Source organism: Spirochaeta thermophila DSM 6192 (genome assembly GCF_000147075.1).
Classification (GTDB): Bacteria; Spirochaetota; Spirochaetia; order Winmispirales; family Winmispiraceae; genus Winmispira; species Winmispira thermophila_A.
The window spans coordinates 97,704-116,199 of sequence record NC_014484.1; the positions used below are offsets into that span (position 1 = coordinate 97,704).

The 18,496-nt window shown below is 63.9% G+C and carries 11 protein-coding genes; 8 read left to right on the forward strand and 3 right to left on the reverse strand.

What is annotated here, in order from left to right:
• Positions 1 to 100: 100 nt before the first annotated feature.
• The 8 genes from STHERM_RS00425 (at position 101) to STHERM_RS00460 (ending at position 14,912) form a co-directional block, all read left to right on the forward strand.
• A complete protein-coding gene (locus tag STHERM_RS00425) occupies positions 101 to 5,620 on the forward strand; it encodes an alpha-2-macroglobulin family protein (RefSeq protein WP_013312902.1) in 5,520 nt (1,839 codons plus the stop codon).
• Between the two features lies 1 nt (position 5,621).
• Positions 5,622 to 8,033, forward strand: a complete 2,412-nt coding sequence (gene pbpC, locus STHERM_RS00430; RefSeq protein ID WP_237223305.1) for a penicillin-binding protein 1C — start codon at positions 5,622 to 5,624, stop codon at positions 8,031 to 8,033.
• 221 nt (positions 8,034 to 8,254) lie between these two features.
• Positions 8,255 to 9,256: a glycoside hydrolase family 130 protein gene (locus tag STHERM_RS00435; protein ID WP_041623079.1), complete on the forward strand. Its 1,002-nt coding sequence runs from the start codon at positions 8,255 to 8,257 to the stop codon at positions 9,254 to 9,256.
• Between the two features lie 33 nt (positions 9,257 to 9,289).
• Positions 9,290 to 10,567, forward strand: a complete 1,278-nt coding sequence (locus STHERM_RS00440; protein ID WP_013312905.1) for an ABC transporter substrate-binding protein — start codon at positions 9,290 to 9,292, stop codon at positions 10,565 to 10,567.
• Between the two features lie 56 nt (positions 10,568 to 10,623).
• On the forward strand, positions 10,624 to 11,553 hold the full coding sequence (locus STHERM_RS00445) for a carbohydrate ABC transporter permease (RefSeq protein WP_013312906.1): 930 nt from the start codon (positions 10,624 to 10,626) through the stop codon (positions 11,551 to 11,553).
• A complete protein-coding gene (locus tag STHERM_RS00450; RefSeq protein ID WP_013312907.1) occupies positions 11,553 to 12,410 on the forward strand; it encodes a carbohydrate ABC transporter permease in 858 nt (285 codons plus the stop codon). The genes STHERM_RS00445 and STHERM_RS00450 overlap by 1 nt, the downstream gene beginning before the upstream one ends.
• 21 nt (positions 12,411 to 12,431) lie before the next feature.
• Positions 12,432 to 13,052: a hypothetical protein gene (locus tag STHERM_RS00455; RefSeq protein ID WP_013312908.1), complete on the forward strand. Its 621-nt coding sequence runs from the start codon at positions 12,432 to 12,434 to the stop codon at positions 13,050 to 13,052.
• Between the two features lie 45 nt (positions 13,053 to 13,097).
• Positions 13,098 to 14,912: a discoidin domain-containing protein gene (locus STHERM_RS00460; RefSeq protein WP_013312909.1), complete on the forward strand. Its 1,815-nt coding sequence runs from the start codon at positions 13,098 to 13,100 to the stop codon at positions 14,910 to 14,912.
• Between the two features lie 40 nt (positions 14,913 to 14,952).
• On the opposite strand, the gene STHERM_RS00465 is transcribed toward STHERM_RS00460, so the two are convergent.
• The 3 genes from STHERM_RS00465 to STHERM_RS00475 form a co-directional block, all read right to left on the reverse strand.
• A complete protein-coding gene (locus tag STHERM_RS00465; protein ID WP_013312910.1) occupies positions 14,953 to 15,966 on the reverse strand; it encodes a LacI family DNA-binding transcriptional regulator in 1,014 nt (337 codons plus the stop codon).
• Between the two features lie 105 nt (positions 15,967 to 16,071).
• The gene (locus STHERM_RS00470) at positions 16,072 to 17,253 is read right to left on the reverse strand and encodes a glycoside hydrolase family 130 protein (RefSeq protein WP_013312911.1); all 1,182 of its coding nucleotides are present in this window, start codon (positions 17,251 to 17,253) and stop codon (positions 16,072 to 16,074) included.
• Positions 17,250 to 18,470: an AGE family epimerase/isomerase gene (locus tag STHERM_RS00475; protein WP_013312912.1), complete on the reverse strand. Its 1,221-nt coding sequence runs from the start codon at positions 18,468 to 18,470 to the stop codon at positions 17,250 to 17,252. The genes STHERM_RS00470 and STHERM_RS00475 overlap by 4 nt, the downstream gene beginning before the upstream one ends.
• Positions 18,471 to 18,496: the final 26 nt, after the last annotated feature.

Below are 18,496 nucleotides of genomic sequence, written 5' to 3' on the forward strand. Positions count from 1 at the left end.
GAGTCGTTATTCGGTCAATGGCCGAAAAAAAGGAATTGACGCTGTTCCTGAGGGGCACTAGACTGGAAAGAGGAGTGCTCCTCGAAAAAAGGAGGGAGTCGTGAGAGAGAAGAGGTTGACCCCCTGGATCCCTGCCGCATGGCTCATCGTCTTGCTGGCGGTACTCGCTGCCTGTGGAGGGGAGAAAAAGGAACGGGCCGCGGTGTCGGCCTCCCGTTGGATCTCCGCTTATACCACAGGGGAGATCTCCAGAAAGGGTTCCATCACCGTGGAGTTCTCTCAGGAGATCCTCCCGGGGGTGGAACACGGCGCGGTGGTGAAGGATGGGCTGCTCTCCTTTTCCCCTTCGGTGAAGGGGTCGCTCAGGAAGGTGGATGAGTTCACGCTCCGGTTCGAGCCGGAGGGTGAGTGGACATCGGGCGGGACCTACCGGTGCAAGGTGAGTCTCTCCCGCCTCTTCCCCGAGGAGGAAGGGGTACCCGACACGTTCGAGTTCTCGTTTTCGATCGTACCCCTCGATGCCTCGTTCGAGGAGGTGGTGCTGAGGGCGGGAGGAGATCTCGAGGAGGTGGATATCACCGGGACGCTCGAGTCATCGGATGTCGTCGCCGAGGATGCCCTCGAGAAGAGTTTTTCCGTGCAGGGCGTCTCGTTCAGGAGGATCGAGTGGGAACACGAGGGTAAGGAACACCGGTTCAGGGTCACGGGGATACCCAGGGGGGAGACCGGGGCACGGGCACGGTTGAGGGTGGACCTCTCCGCCCTCGGGGGAGAGGGGTCGGTGGAGACGGAGGTGGAGATATCGAACAAGAGCGAGTTCAAGGTCCTCTCCTCCAAGGTGGATCGCAACGCGAGGCGGGTGGATGTGGTCTTTTCCCTCCCCCTCGATCCGGATCAGTCCCTCGAAGGGTTCGTCCGGATCGAGGGGGCGGAACCTCTCCGTCTCGTCCGCCAGGACAACATCCTCTCGATCTACTTCCCACTTCCCTCAGGTCGAAAGTACACGGTGCGGATCTCGAAGGATCTCCGTTCGAGCCTGGGAAGCGCACTGGGCAGGGTCTACGTCCAGGAGGTGGTCTTTCAGGTTCCCGCACCCGAGGTGGAGCTCCTCTCGCCGGGAGGTATCGTGCCAGGGGTGGAGGAGGCCTACTTCCCCTTCAAGGCGAGGGGCCTCAGGGCCGTGGACGTGACCGTGGTGGAGGTGCATCCCGGCAACATCGTGCACTTCTTCCACACGCATGCGGGGTTCCGGGAGGAGGACTGGTGGGGCTCCTCTCCTCTCATGTATGTGGGTAAGGTGGTGGCCTGTACCACGGTGAGGTTGGACGACGATCCCTCGTTCGATCCCTTCGAGTGGGCCACCTTCAGGCTGCCTCTCACGGACCTGGTGGACCTCACCCCCGGCGCGGTCTACTGGGTGGCGGTCAATTTCAGACCTTCCCACTTCGTGGGTTTTACCGAGGAAGAGGCCGCCCAGATGGATGATCCCCTCATGGTTCCTGTGTACGGGGATCCCACCAAGGATGAGTACCGTGAAGGCATGCCCACCTACCTGGAGTACGACTGGCGTCGCAGGGACGACCCCTATCACAGGGCCTATTACGGGAGGAGGAGGGAGAAGTCCGCCTTCATCTTCGTCTCCAACATAGGCTTCGTGGCGTTGCGTTCCAAGGAGGAAGCCGTTGCGTTTGTGACCGATATACGCACGGGATTGCCGCTTCCGAACGTGGAGGTGGAGGCCTACGACTTTCAGGGCGAGCCGTGCGGCACGGGGAAGACCGACGGGGCAGGAGTGGTGCGGATCCCCTGCACGTCGTCCCCCTACCTCCTGGTGGGAAGGAGCGGGGAGGAGGTGGGGTACCTCATCCTCAGGGGTGATACCGCGTTGGACGTTTCCGCCTTCGAGATTGATGGAATCTCCTCTTCCGAGGGACTCAAAGGATTCGTCTATACCGAACGTGGTGTGTGGCGTCCGGGAGATGATATTCCGCTTTTCTTCATCCTCGAGGACAGGGAGAGGACCCTTCCCGACAACTATCCGGTGGTGTGTGTCTTCAAGGATCCGGAGGGCAAGGTGAGGAGGCGTCTCGTCGTGAGGGAGCACGTGGGGAGGGTCTACCGGTTCGACCTCTCGACGAGGCCCGAGGACCCCACCGGTGTCTGGTCGGCGGAGGTACAGGTGGGCGAGAGGCGGTTCTACAAGTCCCTCAGAGTGGAGACCGTGAAGCCCAACAGGCTCAGGACCGTCCTCGCCTTCCCCTCGCAGACCCTCTCCCTCGGCAAAGGAGAGGTGACGGTCTCGGCCCAGGTCTCATGGCTCCACGGCGCCCCCGGGAAGGGGTTGAGGCTCCAGGTGGAGCGGATCCTCTCCTCGGCGAGCACCAGGTTCGAGGGGTTTCCCAATTTCAGCTTCGATGATCCCACCGCCGATTTCCACGCGCAGAAGGAGGTGGTGTTCGACGGCCGGGTGGACGCCGAGGGAAAGGCCTCCTTCACGATGGGGCTGAAGGGAGATCTCGAGGCACCGGGCATGCTCCGGGCGCTCTTCGTGAGTCGGGCCTACGAGGAGGGAGGGGATTTCAGTATCAACACCACCTCGGTGAATGTCTCGCCTTACGCATCATACGTGGGGGTGGACGTGCAGGGGGAGACGGAGAACAAGTGGGCGGAGTACGAGGCGAACAGGGAGTATGCCCTCCAGGTGGCCTCGGTGAGCGAGGAAGGGAAGCCTGTCGCCAGGGAGGGGATCCACGTGATCCTCTACCGCCTCGACTGGCGGTGGTGGTGGGAGCGGACGTCGGACGAGAGGGGGAACTTCCTCTCGCGCTACCATGCACAGAGGATCAAGGACTGGAAGGTCTCCACAGGGAAGGACGGGAGAGGGCATGTGAAGATGTCGTTTCCCAGGTGGGGGCGGTACCTCATCCTCGCGGAGGATCCCGTCTCCGGGCACCGGGCGGGAAAGATCGTGTACGTGTGGTGGAACTGGGGGGAGGAGGTCCCCTCCGAGGTGGGGCCTGCCCTCCTCTTCTTCGAACCCGAGAAGCAGAGCTACACGGTGGGGGAGAAGGTCCGGTTCACCATCCCCTCTTCTCCTGAGGCCCACCTCTATGTCTTTCTCTCCTCGGGGAGCAGGGTGCTGAAGACCATGGAACTGAAAGGGTCGGGGGAGAAGACCGAGGTGTCGTTCACGGTGACCAAGGAGATGGCCCCCACGCTGTACATCCATGTCTTCCTCGTGCAGCCCTACGGACAGGTATCGAACGACAGGCCGCTCAGGCTCTACGGCGTACAATACGTCTCGGTGGTGGATCCCCAGACCGTGCTCGAACCGCAGATCGCGTGCGACGACTACTTCCTTCCCGAGCAGGATGCCACGATCGTGATCTCCGAACGGTCGGGCAAGCCCATGGTCTACTCCCTCGCCCTCGTGGATGAGGGGCTCCTCGATCTCACGAACTTCGAGACCCCCGATCCCCACTCCTACTTCTACGGGAAGGAGGCCCTTCTCTTGAGGTTGTGGGACGTGTATGGGGAGGTGGTGGCCTCGGAGATCCTCAAGCGAGGGAGGATCCTGCGTCCCGGTGGCGGAGAGGGGATGGCGGAGGTGCCCAAGCAACGGGCGAACCGGTTTCCTCCGGTGGTCATGGTGGAAGGGCCGTTCTTCCTGGAAGGAGGGGCCTCTCGTCGCCACACGCTCAGGATGCCCCAGTATGTGGGGTCGGTGAGGGTGATGGTGGTCTCGGCGTACGAGGGGGCGTATGGTGCGGCCGAGAAGGCGGTGCCGGTAAAGGCCCCGCTCATGGTGCTCTCCACCCTTCCGAGGGTGGCGAAGGCGGGCGATCGGTTCTCCATGCCCCTCCAGATCATGGTGGACGAGGAGGCGGTGGGGAAGGTGGAGGTTCGCGTGGAGACGGAAGGCACCCTCGCGCTCGAGGGGGAGGGGCGGAAGGTGGTGGATGCGCCGGAGCCGGGTGAGTATCTCGTCTCGTACCCTCTCAGGGCGGATCGCCTGGGGGTCGGCAGGGTGGATGCCCTCGTGACCTCCGGGCGCTTCTCCATGAGGAGCACGGTGGAAATGGATGTGGTGTCGCCCTCACCGCTTCGTACCGTGGTGCAGGAGGCCCTCCTCGAGAAGGGAGGTGCCCACTCGTTCTCCCTTGAACGTGTGGGTATCCCGGGGACGACCTCCCACGTGCTCGAGCTCTCCCGTCTACCCTCCCTCAACCTGGAGCAGAGAGTCTCCTATCTCATAGGGTATCCCTATGGGTGTGCCGAGCAGACCACCTCCCGGGCCTTTGCACAGCTCCACCTCCCGGAGCTCGTGGACCTCACGGAGGAGCGTCAGCACGAGATCCAGGCGAACGTGAACGGGGCCATCCTTCGTCTCGCCTCGTTCCAGACGAGCGAGGGCGGGTTCGCGTTCTGGCCCGGCGGGGAGGCGCACCCGTGGGTCACGTCCTACGTGGGACACTTCCTCATCGAGGCACGGAGGAAGGGCTACCACGTGCCCGAGGAGATGTGGCAGGACTGGCTCTCCTACCAGAAGAAGGCTGCGGGGGCCTGGAACGAGGAGGGTGAGACCAGGGAGTTCATCCAGGCCTACAGGCTCTTCACCCTCGCGGCGGCCGGTTCTCCGCACACCGGGGCGATGAACAGGCTCGCCCAGCGGGAGAAGCTCTCCAACCGGACGGCGTGGCGTCTCGCCGCGGCCTATGCGATCCTCAGACAGATGGATATGGCCAGGTCGCTGGTGGAACGGGCCTCCGGTTACCTCGATGTGCGGGGACGGTACTATGACTGGGAGACGTACGGGACCCCGCTGCGCGACCGGGCCATGGGCCTGGAGGCGCTCGTGCTCCTGGGGGACGGGGTGGAGGCCTTCAAGGTGCTCGAGGAGATCGCAAAGGAGCTGGGAACGGGAAGGTGGCTCAGTACCCAGACGATCGCGTACTCCCTTACGGCGATCGCCCGGTACGTGGAATCCTTCGGTGCCTCAGGGAAGCTCTCGCGGGTGGAGGTGATGTGGAACGGAGAGGGCATGGATGTGGTGAGCGAGAAGGTGGTGGCATCGATCCCCTTGCAGGGCGAGGCCGGGACCTTAGAGGTGAAGAACGGCGAGGAGGGAGTCCTCTACGTTCGGGTGATCTCCTCGGGGTATCCTCCTGCAGAGGAGAGGGAGGGGTTCTCCCGCGATCTCGAGGTGCGCGCCTCCTTCCTGGATACGGAGGGGCGTCCCCTCGATGTAGGGAGCCTCCCGCAGGGCACCGATGTGATCGTCAAGGTGACGGTGAAGAACCCCGACACCTCCAGGGTGTATCGCGATGTGGCGCTCACGGTGACGATGCCGGCAGGGTGGGAGCTCATCAACAGGCGGTTCTTCGGTCTGCCCGTGGCGGAGGGGACCTCCACCGGGGACTATCAGGACTACAGGGATGACAGGGTGCACACCTTCTTCGACCTCGGTCCCGGGGCGGAGAAGACCTTCGTCTTCCTCGCGAACGCCGCCTACGAGGGCCGCTACTTCCTGCCGGGGGTGCATTGCGAGCTGATGTATGAGGCGGAGATCCAGGCCGAGACGGCCTCGCGGTTCGTGGATGTGGTCAAGGCCGCTCGATAGGGTGAGGAGGTGGGGGGAGGCGCTCCGCGCCGAGCTCCCTGCAGCGGATGAACGGACCCTGCGGCGAAGCACGGGGCTCATCCTGGGAGCGGCGGTGCTCCTCGTCTTCCTCCTGGTGCTCATCCCGCTCCCGGAGCCGCTCTTCTCCGATCCCTACTGCACGGTCCTCAAGGACAGGGAGGGGAGGCTCCTCCACGTGCGTATCGCCGACGACCACCAGTGGCGGTTCCCCCCACCGGACCATTTGCCCGAGACCTATGTCCGAGCGGTGCTCGCCTACGAGGACAGGCGCTTCTTCCTCCATGGGGGCGTGGATCCGTTCGCACTCCTGCGTGCCGCATGGCTCAACCTGCGGGCGGGGCGCGTGGTGAGCGGCGGGAGTACCATCACCATGCAGCTCGCCCGCCTCGTGCGGAAGCCCGACTCGCGTACGCTTCTGGACAAGGTGATAGAGGTTTGGTACGCCCTCCGCCTCGAGTGGCGGTACACCAAGGAGGAGATCCTCCTCTTGTATGCTGCGCACGCCCCCTTCGGCGGCAACATCGTGGGTATAGAGGCGGCCTGCTGGCGCTACTTCGGCCATGAGCTCGGCGACCTCTCATGGGCGGAGGCCGCCTTTCTCGCCGTGCTTCCCCGCGACCCCGCCGACGCCTTCACCCCCCAGGGCCGTGAGGAGGTGCGGGGGCGGAGGAACCGGCTCCTCCTCCGGCTCTCCGAGGCCGGCCACATCCCTCCCCCCCTCCTCCGGGCCTCCCTCGCCGAGCCCCTCCCCTCGGGCCTCCACCCCTTCCCCGCCGAGGCCCCCCACCTCCTCCTCCGGGCCCTCTCCGACGGGCATGCCGGGGAGAGCCTCCTCACCACGGTGGACCGCTCGATCCAGCGCAAGGCGGCGCGCGTGGTGGCCCTGCACCACCACCGGCTCGCACCCCGGGGGATCCACAATGCGGCCGTCCTCGTGGTGGACCTTTCCTCCGGCGAGGTGAGGGCCTATGTGGGCAACACGCCGGAGCCCGATCCCGAGTACGGCCCTGAGGTGGACTGCGTCTCGGCCCCGCGCAGCCCGGGAAGCACCCTCAAACCCTTCCTCTACGGCATGATGATGAGCGAGGGCCTGCTCCTCCCCCACCAGCTGATATCCGACGTCCCGGTCTCCTACGGCGGGTTCTCGCCCCGCAACTTCCACCGCACCTACTACGGCGTGGTGCCCGCGGATCAGGCCCTCATCGAGTCGCTCAACGTGCCCTTCACCATCCTCCTCGCCCGGTACGGGTACCGCGTCTTCTACGGGATGCTCGAACGACTCGGCCTCCGCCTTCCCCATCCTCCCGAGCACTACGGCCTCTCCCTCATCCTGGGAGGGGTCGACCTCTCCCTCTGGGACCTCGCCGAGCTCTACGGAGGGCTCGGGAGGATCGCCCTCGGGAAGGGAGACCGATCCTTCCTGCGGCACCGGTACCTCCTCGGGGAGGAGGAGACCCTTCGGGCCCGCTCGCCCACCCAGATCTTGGACCCTGCGGCTGTGTGGTACGTGATCGAGGCCATGGCCCACCTGGTGCGTCCGGAGAACGAGGCGGGATGGGAGCACTTCGTGGAAGGGCGGCAGGTGGCGTGGAAGACCGGTACGAGCTGGGGGCAGCGGGATGCGTGGGCCGTGGGGATCACGCCGGCGTACCTGGTGGCCGTGTGGGTGGGGAATGCCGACGGCAGGGGCAACCCCCAGCTCCTCGGAGCCAGGGTGGCGGGCCCCCTCCTCTTCGACGTGTTGCGGGAGCTCCCCCTTCCCGATACCTGGTTCGAGCGGCCGGTGGATCGGATGGTCCCGGTCGCCGTCTGTGCCACCTCAGGGATGCGTGCAGGTCCCCATTGCCCCGAGGTGCGTGTGGAGATGCTCCCCTCCGCCTCGCGGAGGGCGCCCCTCTGTACGTACCACAAGCTCCTCCACCTGGATGCAGAAGGCGAACACCAGGTGGACAGCAGCACCTATCCCGTGGACAGGATGCGCCACGAGGTGTGGTTCGTCCTCCCCCCGCTCGAGGCCTGGTACTACAAGCGATCGGGTCACGTCTACAGGGATCCGCCTCCGCCGCGCTCCAGCTTCCGGCCGGAACTCTCCCTCGCCTACCCCTCGGACGGTGCGGTGGTCTACATACCGGTGGATCTCGACGGGAGGAGGGAGGCGGTGGTGTGCGAGGCGGTGCACAGCAGGGAGGGGGCCGTGCTCTACTGGCACCTCGACGGGGAGCTCGTGGCCGTCACCCGGGCACCCCACCAGATCGCCATAACCCCTCCCGCCGGGTGGCATACCCTCTACGTGATGGACGGGGAGGGGCTCGGGGTCTCCGCCCGGTTTCGGGTGGAGGAGTCCGGTGTGCGGCCGGGGACGGAGGTAAACACCGGTTTCTCTTCCCGGTGATGCCCTCTGCGGGGCGGGGTGGGTGGTGTCGTTGTTGCGCACAATGCTTTATGAAACAAGTAAAAAGATGGATCACCGGCCGCATGAATCGGGAGCAACGGTCCCTCAAGAGATGAGAGGTATCGTTTTTTTGCTTGACAGGATACCAGAATATGTTATCATGGGACCAGATACGAGTATTTTTTTGTTCGAATGAGAAACCGGTTTCAGAAGGAGCAGCGATGAGTACGAGGTACACCGTTGTCGCAGATCCCCTCCCCCACATCCCCTGGGAGGATCGTCCCCCTGGCTCCCGGGAGGTGGTCTGGCGGTACTCGGGGAATCCCATCGTCACCAGGGACCATGCGAAGGGGGCGAACAGCATCTTCAACAGCGCGGTGGTACCCTTCAAGGAAGGGTTCGCGGGCGTCTTCAGGGTGGACGATACGGCCCGCCGCATGGATCTCAGACGCGGGTTCAGCGAGGACGGCATCCACTGGGAGATCGACGACGAGCCCATTCGCTTCACCCCCGAACACCCCGATCTCCCCCGAAGCGAGTTCAAGTACGACCCCCGCGTGGTGCGGCTGGGCTCCCGATACTACATCACGTGGTGCAACGGGTACCACGGTCCGGGGATAGGACTGGGCTACACCGACGACTTTGAGACCTTTGTCCAGATGGAGAGCCCCTTCATGCCCTACAACCGCAACGGCGTGCTCTTCCCCCGGAAGATAGGCGACAACTACGCCCTCCTCCACAGGCCGAGCGACGCAGGCCACACCGCCTTCGGCGACATCTTCTACAGCGAATCCCCTGATCTTAAGTACTGGGGGAGGCACCGCCATGTGATGGGTCCCCGCGGAGTGGAGAGCCTCTGGCAGCACACCAAGATAGGGGCGGGGCCCGCTCCCATCGAGACGAGCGAGGGCTGGCTCCTCCTCTACCACGGGGTGCTCACCTCGTGCAACGGGTTCGTCTACAGCATGGGGGCCGCCCTCCTCGACCTCGACGAACCCTGGAAGGTGCGCTACCGGAGCGCACACTACCTGCTCTCGCCTCGTGCGTACTACGAGTGTGTGGGCGATGTACCGAACGTGGTCTTCCCCTGCGCGGTGCTCTGCGACGGGGAGACCGGGAGGCTCGCCGTCTACTACGGCGGGGCGGACACCGTGGTGGCGCTCGCCTTCGCGTATGTGGACGAGCTCATCGAGTTCATCAAGGCGACCGATCTCGGGGCGTAGCCCCGGGCACACCATATCTAAAGGAGAGAAGCCATGAAACGATGTGTGCTGTTGAGCGTGCTGTTCCTCATGGCCGCTTCCTTCCTCTGGGCGGGGGCCCAGCAGGAGCAGGGAGGCGGTGCAGGGGGCCAGGCGACCATCCGGTACACCCGGTGGGCGGGCACCCAGGAGGCCAAGGACTTCCAGGCCCTGGTCGACACCTTCATGATGGCCCACCCGGAGATCAAGGTGGAGACCGAGTTCCTCCCCTGGGGCGCGTACTGGGAGAAGGTGCGCACCACCGTGGTGAGCGGTGATGCGGCCGACGTGCTCTCCATGTCGCACCAGAGCTCGTCGCCGTACGTGACCAAGGGGGCCTTCCTCGCGCTCGACGACCTTCCCGGTGCCAAGGAGTTGCTCGACGAGATGCAGCCCGGCACCAGGGCCGCGGTGGTCTACCAGGGCAAGATCTACGGGATGCCCATCGGTGTGGGTGTACGGGCCCTCATCTACAACAAGAAGCTGCTCGACGAGGCGGGCGTGCCGTATCCCGATCCGGAGAAGCCCATGACCTGGGATGAGTTCATCAGGACCTACAAGGTGCTCACCAAGAAGAACGCCCAGGGTGAGATCGTGCAGGCCGCAGTGCACTTCCACTGGCTGGAGATGTGGCAGGCCCTCGTGGTCCAGATGGGTGGCAAGATCCTCGACGACGATATCCGGCCCACGCGGGTGATGCTCAACTCTCCTGAAGGTATCGCCGCCCTCAAGCTCGCAAAGCGCCTCTTCCAGGAAGAGCTCGAACCTCCCTACAGCACCGAGTGGGCGGGGCCGTGGGGCACCCCTGATTCCGCCGTGGCAACCGGCAAGGTGGCCTTCATGCACACCGGCGGGTGGGGAATACCGCCTCTCAAGGATGCTGGGATCGATTTTGGCACTGCGCCGCTTCCCTATCCCGCAGGCAAGCAGCGGGCCACGCGGGGATACGTGAACTTCCTCAGCATCTACCGGGGAAGCCAGAAGGTCGATGCCGCGTGGACCTTCGTGAAGTGGATGTGCGGTGAGGGTCAGCCCGAGTTCGCCAAGACCGGTGACTTGCCGGCGAACGCGAAGTACCTCGAGACCGTCATGAAGATATCTCCCGACTACATGAAGGCTTTCTTCTCCGACCTTCCCTACGTGATCACCGGCCCCATGCTGCCCACGGACGAGTTTACCAGTCTCCTCGAGGCCACGATGACCGACTTCTTCCAGGACAGGATCTCCGCCGAGGAGGCGGTGCGGATCATCGAGGAAGAGGGCAACAAGATCATAAAGAAGATCTACGGCTGAAGGAGATCTCGCGGGGAGAGGACCCCCTCTCCCCGCCTTTTCAAGGAGTGGACTGTATGAGACGTACAGGTACGGTATCCAGGCTCCTGGCGAGGCGGAACAGGATGGGGTACCTCTACATCCTCCCCTGGGTGATAGGCTTCCTCTTCCTCCAGGTATTCCCCATTGCCTACTCTTTCTACATAAGCCTCACGAAGTGGGACCTGCTGGGTACCCCCAGTTTCGTGGGCTGGGAGAACTTCAGAGAGCTTCTCGAGGACGAGGTCTTCTTCCTGGCCCTCAGGAACAACCTCATCTTTATGATATTCGGCGTAGGCGGGGGACTCCTCCTCTCCCTGTTCATGGCGGCCCTCATAAGCGAACCGGAACTCCCCGGGCGGCGCTTTTTCCGGGTCCTCTTCTTCCTTCCCTCCCTGGTGATGCCGGTGGCCCTCGGGCTCATGATGGCACCCATCTTCGGCACCGAGAACTACGGGCTCATCAATCTCGTGCTCAAGAAGCTGGGGCTCGGTCAGGTCGAGTGGCTGGGGGATCCCGGACTCGCCATCTGGAGCGTGGTCATCGTGAACTTCTGGACCGTGGGGGCGAGCATGATCATCTTCCTCGCGGGGATCACCAACCTCCCCCGATCCTACTACGAGGCGGCGGCCATAGACGGGGCCGGATGGTGGACGCGGCTCTTCAGGATCACGGTGCCCCTCCTCTCTCCGGTGCTCCTCTTCCAGCTCATAAGCGGGCTCATCTACGGCCTGAGGATCTTCGACCTCCCCGCCGCGCTCGCCAACATAGGCGGCTCCCGGTCGGTGATGATGGGGAAGGACAACTCTCTCGCCTTCCTCGTCTTCTACCTCTACACCAAGGCCTTCCGGTACTGGGAGATGGGGTCGGCCGCGGCCATAGGATGGGTGGTCTTCCTGGTGGGTTTCGCCCTCACCGTGGTGATCATCAGGTACATGAGAGGCTCGAGTGAGGAAGGAGGTGTGTGATGCGGGTTTCCTCGTATGGGTTCCTGCGGAACGAGCGCATCCTCGTCAGGTGGGGAGGGTTCCTCTTCCTGGCCATCCTCGCCGTGCTCGTCCTCATCCCGTTTGCGTGGCTCTTCGCCTCGTCCCTCAAGGACATGGGACAGTACTTCTCCACGGACTTCAGGACCATCTGGTTCCCCTCGCCCCTCCACTGGGAGAACTACGTGAAGGCGTTCACCTATGTCCCCCTCCTCAGGTACATCTTCAACAGCTTCTGGCTCGGGGCGGTCCAGACCGTGCTCCAGGTGACCTCCTCGGCGTTCGTGGCCTATGGGTTCGCCCGGTTCGAGTTCAAGTTGCGCGGGCCGCTGTTCATCGTGCTCCTGAGCACCATGCTCCTCCCCACCGAGGTCACCATGATCCCGCTCTTCATCTTCTACCGGGCCATCGGCTGGACCAACAGCTACAATCCGCTCATCGTCCCTCACCTCTTCGGAGGGGCCTGGAGCATCTTCCTCATCAGGCAACTCATGGTGGGGATCCCCCGGGAGATGGACGAGGCGGCCTTCATCGACGGCGCCGGGACGTTCAGGATCTGGCGGTCGATCATGCTCCCCCAGGTGAAGCCGGCCCTCTTCGTGGCCGGGCTCTACTGCTTCCTCTGGAGCTGGAAGGACTTCCTCGGACCGCTCATTTACCTCAACAAGAAGGAGCTCTACACCCTTCCCCTCGGGATCATGTTCTTCGAGAGCCCCACCGAGGTGCAGTACACCGTGCAGCTCGCGGCGGTGGTGATCGCGCTCATCCCCACGCTCCTCATCTTCGGGGTCGGCCAGCGCTACTTCGAGCGTGGGATCAACATAGGTGAGCTCAAATAACGTATTATCAGGAGGCCTATTATGCAACGCGTAACGGTGATCGCAGGCGTGCTGGTACTCCTGGCGGCGGGGTGCACGAGTGCCCCTCAGCCTTCCCAGGAGGCAGGTGTGGCCCAGGTCCAGGACTCCATGGTGATCTGGGAGGACTTCGAGACCACGCCCTTCTGGTTCGCGGTGGCGAATGCCTGGAACGATGACGACTCCTCGCTCGAGGTGAGGTGGAACCGGCAGGAAGCCACCCACGGCACGGGATCGCTCGAGGGTGTGTTCCGGATGAACGGGAAGAACGGGGCCACCTTCTACACCGAAGAGCCGGAGATGAACGATTTCAGCCCCTACAAGAACCTCGTGGTGGACTTCGTGAACAAGACCGACGAGGATCTCGAGGTGGCCCTCGTGCTCTGTACGGGTGCCGACTGGGTCTGGCACGAGTCGGCCACGGTGGTGCTCGCACCGGGGGAGAACCGCAACATCTACTTCGATCTTACGGGGTCGAACTGGAAGTGTGCGGCCTCCAACTGGCAGTTCACCGCACAGGTGGCCGACATCCAGAGCGTACGCCGGGTGGCCTTCAAGTTCTGGGGGCCGGAGGGCCTCGAGGGCTCGGTCCTCATCGACAACGTGCGGCTGGAAAAGAAATGAACCGGGTGCGGGCCTCGATGGCCCGCACCTCCACAGGAGGGAACCATGAGAAGGATATACACAGTGCTTCTCGGTGCACTGCTCCTCGCAGGGTGTGTGACGGGGAGCGGGGTGCCCGAGGGAGGGGTGGATCCCGATGCCCTCCTCCCCCACAACGGGAAGCGGGTCTTCCTCAACGGGATGAACCTCGCGTGGGTGAACTTCGCGAACGATCTCACACAGTTTGACGAGGCCCGCTTCACCCGGGCCGTCGATGATGTGGCGAGTGCGGGAGGGAACGTACTCAGGTGGTGGCTCCATGTGAACGGGAGCAAGACCCCCCTCTTCGACGAGAACGGCATGGTGGTGGGGATGCCGGAGGAGGCCCTCATCAACCTCAAGCGGGCCCTCGACATCTCCTTCTCGAGAGGGGTGGGGCTCATCCTCTGCCTCTGGTCGTTCGACATGCTCCAGCCGCAGTCGGGGGTGAACCAGGCGCGGAACCTCAGGCTCATCGAGGACGAGGAGGTGACGCGTTCCTATATCGAGAACGCCCTCGTCCCCATGGTGCGGATGCTGAAGCGGCATCCGGGCGTGATCGCCTGGGAGGTATTCAACGAGCCGGAGGGCATGCTCCCAGGAGGCGGGTGGACGCCGAGGCGGACAGAGATGCAGTACGTGCAGCGATTCATCAATCTGGTGGCCGGCGCCATACACCGGGAGGATCCGGATGCCCTCGTCACCTGCGGGAGCGGCATGGCCTACCAGACCGATGTGGGAGGGATGATCAACTACTATAGGGACGACAGGCTCGTCGCAGCAGGGGGAGATCCGGAGGGGACCCTCGACTTCTACAGCGTGCACTTCTATCCCCAGCACATGGACGAGAGCGTCTCGCCCTTCCACCACCCTGCCTCGTACTGGCAGTTGGACAAGCCGATCGTAGTAGCGGAATTTCCAGCCAAAGGGATACGAGAGATAGGCTTCGGGTTCCGACCCAAGACCAGCCTCACCACTGAGGAGGCCTATCTCTGGCTCATCGAGAACGGGTATGCGGGCGCCCTCTCGTGGACCTGGACCGGCCACGACGGGTTCGGAAACATCTACGATGCTGCGCCCGGCATCTCCGCGGTGGCGATGCGGTATCCCGAGTATGCGCGGCTCAACCGGGAGGGGCTCGATCTGAGCCCGAAGGTGGTGAAGCCCATCTCGCACCTCATCCTCTCGGTCAACGAGGTAGGGAAGGCCGAGGAGATCGATCTCAGGGAGGTCTTCGAGGACCAGGAGGACGGCGACGACCTCTCCTACGAGGTGAAGAAGGTGGGCGATCCGGCCCTGGTGGAGGTCTCCCTCACGAAGGACGGGAAGGCCCTGGTACGGCTCAAGGAGGCCCGGGTGGGAAGCTCGGATGTCCTCATCGCGGCGAAGGACTCGGGGATGAACGAGTCGGGTCTCTACTTCACGGTCCACGCCCTCGATCCGGACAGGGGGAACATCGCCCTCTTCAAGCCGGTGGAGGCCAGCAGTGTGGAAGATCCCAACCTTCCGGAGTACGTGAACGACGGGACCCTCAAGACCCGGTGGTCGAGCCTCTACGAGGACGACGAGTACATACAGATCGACCTCCAGGGGAGGTTCCGGATCGAGAGGATCGTACTCCACTGGGAGGTGGCCTACGGGAAGGACTACGACATACTCGGGTCGCTCGATGGGAAGGCATGGTTCCCCATCGTCCAGGTGCGCGGAGGGGACGGGGATGTGGACGAGCTTTCGTTCGATCCGGTTGAGGTCTCGTACGTGCGCATGCACGGGATAACGCGGGGGACGGAGTGGGGATTCTCCCTCTGGGAGATGGAGGTGTACGGCGAGCGGGTGGAGTGACCCCTTACCGTGGACCCGGAGGCTCCTCCGGGTCCTTCCCTCACCGTGGTCCCCTGGTGGATTCTCGTTCCACCAGGGTTGCGGGAAAGAGCTCCTCCTTTGCGGGGGGCTCTTCCTTTTTGAGGAGGGCCATGAGCATCTCCACCGCCTTTCTGCTCATCCTGCCCATGGGCTGGGCCACCGCGGTGATGGGGGGTGAGGTGTGGTCGAGGTAGCGGTAGTCGTCGAAGGTGAGGAACCCGACCTCGGGCGGGCGGTGTCCCGTCTCCTCGAGGGCCTGCAGCACCTCGAGCATGAAGTCTCCGCCCGCCGCCACGAGGAGGGCGTCGGGTGGGGGGGATTCGGCAAAGAGGGAGGCGATGGACGTATGGACAAAAGGGTAGTTCTCGTAGGGGAGGTAGAGGGTCCGGTGGTAGGTCATCCCGTGGCGGCGGAGGGCATCCTGGTAGCCCTCGGCCCGCTGGAGGTTGTAGAAGTAGGATTCGGGACCCGCCACGAGAGCGATCCTCGTGTAGCCCCGCTGGACGAGGTGGGAGGTGGCCTCATAGGCGGCTTTCCTGTTGTCGATGTCCACCGCGTAGTGGACGAACTCCGGGTTCCGACCGAGCATCACGAAGGGGATCCTGTGGTGGAGGAGCTCGCCGAGCCAGTACTTGTCGAGGAACTCGGAGCCGATGATGAGGCCGTCCACGATCCCCCGCTTGATCACGGCCTTGAAGATGCGCTCGAGCCTCCCCTCCTCGTGGGGGAGGAGGAGCAGGAGGTGGTAGTCGTGTTCGGTGACTGATGCGGTGATGCAGGATATGAACGTGGACCAGTAGGCGCCGCTCACCGAGTATTCGGGGGTGTGGGGGATGAGGAGTCCGATGTTCCCTGTGCGCTTGGAGGAGAGGGCACGGGCGATGGTGTTCGGCTCGTACTGCATCTCCTTCACCACCTTGAGGACCCGCTCCCTGGTCTTCTGGTTGATCCCAGGATAGCCGTTGAGAACCTTCGATACCGTGGACTTGGAGACATTGGCGAGGCGTGCGATCTCGTTTATGGTGATCTTCACCGGGAACCTCCACCTCGAGGGATGCGTGTGCGCACGGTGGCATCGGGGATGCCCGATGCCACCATTGTATATCGCAAGGGGAGAAAAGTACAACAGCAGGGAAGATCAGCAGGAGGACCGGAGAAGGCGGCGGTTGTGCTCGATGAGGGAGAGGCGCTGCGTGGTGCACTCGTGGGTCCGGAGGCCGTCCTCCGGCGTGTGGAGGCAGTAGTCCACCATGCGTTCGATGGTGGTCTCGGCCACGTGGAGCCTCGTGTCGGAGGAGGCGTAGTAGATGAGGAGCCTCCCGTCCTCGTCCGCGATCATCCCGTTGGAGAAGACCACGTTGGAGACGTCGCCCACCCGCTCTTCCCCTTCCGGCGCGATGAGGAAGCCTCCGGGACGGGCGATCACCCTGGTGGGATCCTCGCGATCGGTGAGGAAGGCGTAGAGCACGTACCTGAGCCCGGCGGCCGTGCCCCGCACCCCATGGGCCACGTGGAACCAGCCTGCAGGGGTCTTCACAGGAGGGGCCCCCGCACCGTTCTTCACCTCCTTGATGGTGTGGTAGAGCTTGGGATCGAGGAGATGCTCCTCAGTCACCACGGGGTCTTCCATGGAGTGGCAGAAGGCGTAGCAGATACCGCCTCCCGAGCCCGTCTCTATGAATCCATCCTGGGGCCTGGTGTAGAGGAGGTACTTCCCGTTCACGAACTCCGGATGGAGCACCACGTTGCGCTGTTGGGGAGAAGGGGTGACGAGGTCGGGAAGGCGTTCCCAGTGGACGAGGTCCTTGCTCCGCGCGATACCAGCCCGGGCCACGGCCGAGGAGGTGTCCCCAGGTGGGGCCTCCGGGTCCTTCCGCTCGGCGCAGAAGATCCCGTAGATCCAGCCGTCCTCGTGGAGGGTGAGCCGCATGTCGTAGAGGTTGGTCTCTCCCGGCACGTCGGGTATGAGCACGGGTGTGGTGAAGGTGAAGTGTATCCCGTCGGGGCTCTCGGCGAGGGCGAAGAAGCTCTTCCTGTCGTACCCTTCCACCCGGCACATGAGGTAGTAGGTGCCGTCGAGCTTGATGGCCCCTGCGTTGAAGACAGCGTTCACCCCCAGCCGCTCCATGAAGAAGGGATTGGTGCTGGGGTCGTAGTCGTAGCGCCAGGTGGGCGGGACGTGGTCCTTCGTGAGGATGGGGTACCTGTAGCGGACGAAGATCCCGTTTCCGGGGAGGATCGGTTCGTTTCGACGGGAGATGAGCCTCTCGTATTCCTCCTCCACGAGGGCCTTGCGCTGTGCAAAGGAAAGCTCGATCATCTTCGTTCCTCCTCGAGGATGGTATCGATCCGGCGCATGCCTTCGAGGCATGCCCTGCTGTTGTGGTAGCTCGCCTTCCACATGCCCCCCTTCTCGTACCCGGCGAGGGGGCTCCCCTCGGGCGTGACGGCCCAGAACCACTCCCCTCCCTCCCTGTCGACCAGGTGGTCCATGATGAACCGCCACACCGTGCAGGCGTGGTCGAGGTAGCGGGGCTCCTCGAAGAGACTGTAGGCATTGAGGAAGCCAACGAAGGCCTCGGCCTGCACCCACCAGACGCGTGCCCGGTCCACCGATCCGTCTTCCCGCTGTTCGTTGGGAAGGCTTCCTCCGTGGGTGTCGAGCGCCCGTGCGGTCTCTTCCATCACGGGGCGTATCCACGAGAGGAACCACTCGGGGAGAGGGTCTCCGTAGAGGAGTTCGACCGACTCGGTAAGGAGCCAGGTGGCCTCTATGTCGTGGCCGAAGGAGATCCCGCCCCCCATGGGTGCCCAGTCCTCGGCGAAGTAGAGGCCGAGGTGCGAGGAGGGTGCGATGTGGGTGCGGAAGATCAGGATGAGGTGCTCCATGGCCTCCCTCACCCTCGGCTCCTTCGTGGTGCGGAAGAGGGTGCTGTAGGCCTCGAGGATGTGGAGGTGGGTGTTCATGGTCTTGGGCGCAGGGGTCTCGCCCTCTCCGAGGGGCTCCGGGAGGGGGGTGGACCAGTCCTCGGTGAAGGCCTCGTAGTAGCCCCCGTGCCTCCTGTCCCTCCCCCGATCTTCCAGGAGGTCGAAGGTCTCCCACGCGAGGGTGAGGGCCTCCCTGTCTCCGGAGGCCGTGTGGTAGGCGGCGAGGGCGTAGACGGCGAAGGCGTTGCCGTAGAGTTTCTTCACCCTGGAGAGGGGGGTTCCATCGGGGTGCACGCTCCAGAAGAAGCCCCGGTGTGTGGCATCGTAGAGGGCATGGGTGAGGAACCGATAGGCGTTCCCCGCGGCCTCAAGGTAGGCGGGATTCGGGCGGGAGAGGAAGGCCTGGGAGAAGGTCCAGAGGTGGCGGGCAGTCATCACAAGTCCCTTGGGTGCGGTGGGATCGGGGCCGGTGGTGATGGAGCCGTAGAAGCCCCCGTGGATAGGGTCCTGCTGGCCGAGCCAGAAGGGGAGGATGTGGTCGAAGAGCTGGGCTGCCAACTCGCTGCGGATCTGTCTGAGGGTAGGACGAAGGGTAGTGGGAAGAGGCATCGTGCACTCCTTTAGAAACCGGTTTA

Bases quoted from the DNA above. Each gene is read 5' to 3' on its own strand.
- STHERM_RS00455 (WP_013312908.1), top strand. From the start codon at position 12,432: ATGCAACGCGTAACGGTGATCGCAGGCGTGCTGGTACTCCTGGCGGCG.
- STHERM_RS00475 (WP_013312912.1), bottom strand. From the start codon at position 18,470: ATGCCTCTTCCCACTACCCTTCGTCCTACCCTCAGACAGATCCGCAGC.
- STHERM_RS00445 (WP_013312906.1), top strand. From the start codon at position 10,624: ATGAGACGTACAGGTACGGTATCCAGGCTCCTGGCGAGGCGGAACAGG.
- STHERM_RS00435 (WP_041623079.1), top strand. From the start codon at position 8,255: ATGAGTACGAGGTACACCGTTGTCGCAGATCCCCTCCCCCACATCCCC.
- STHERM_RS00450 (WP_013312907.1), top strand. From the start codon at position 11,553: ATGCGGGTTTCCTCGTATGGGTTCCTGCGGAACGAGCGCATCCTCGTC.
- STHERM_RS00440 (WP_013312905.1), top strand. From the start codon at position 9,290: ATGAAACGATGTGTGCTGTTGAGCGTGCTGTTCCTCATGGCCGCTTCC.
- STHERM_RS00460 (WP_013312909.1), top strand. From the start codon at position 13,098: ATGAGAAGGATATACACAGTGCTTCTCGGTGCACTGCTCCTCGCAGGG.
- STHERM_RS00470 (WP_013312911.1), bottom strand. From the start codon at position 17,253: ATGATCGAGCTTTCCTTTGCACAGCGCAAGGCCCTCGTGGAGGAGGAA.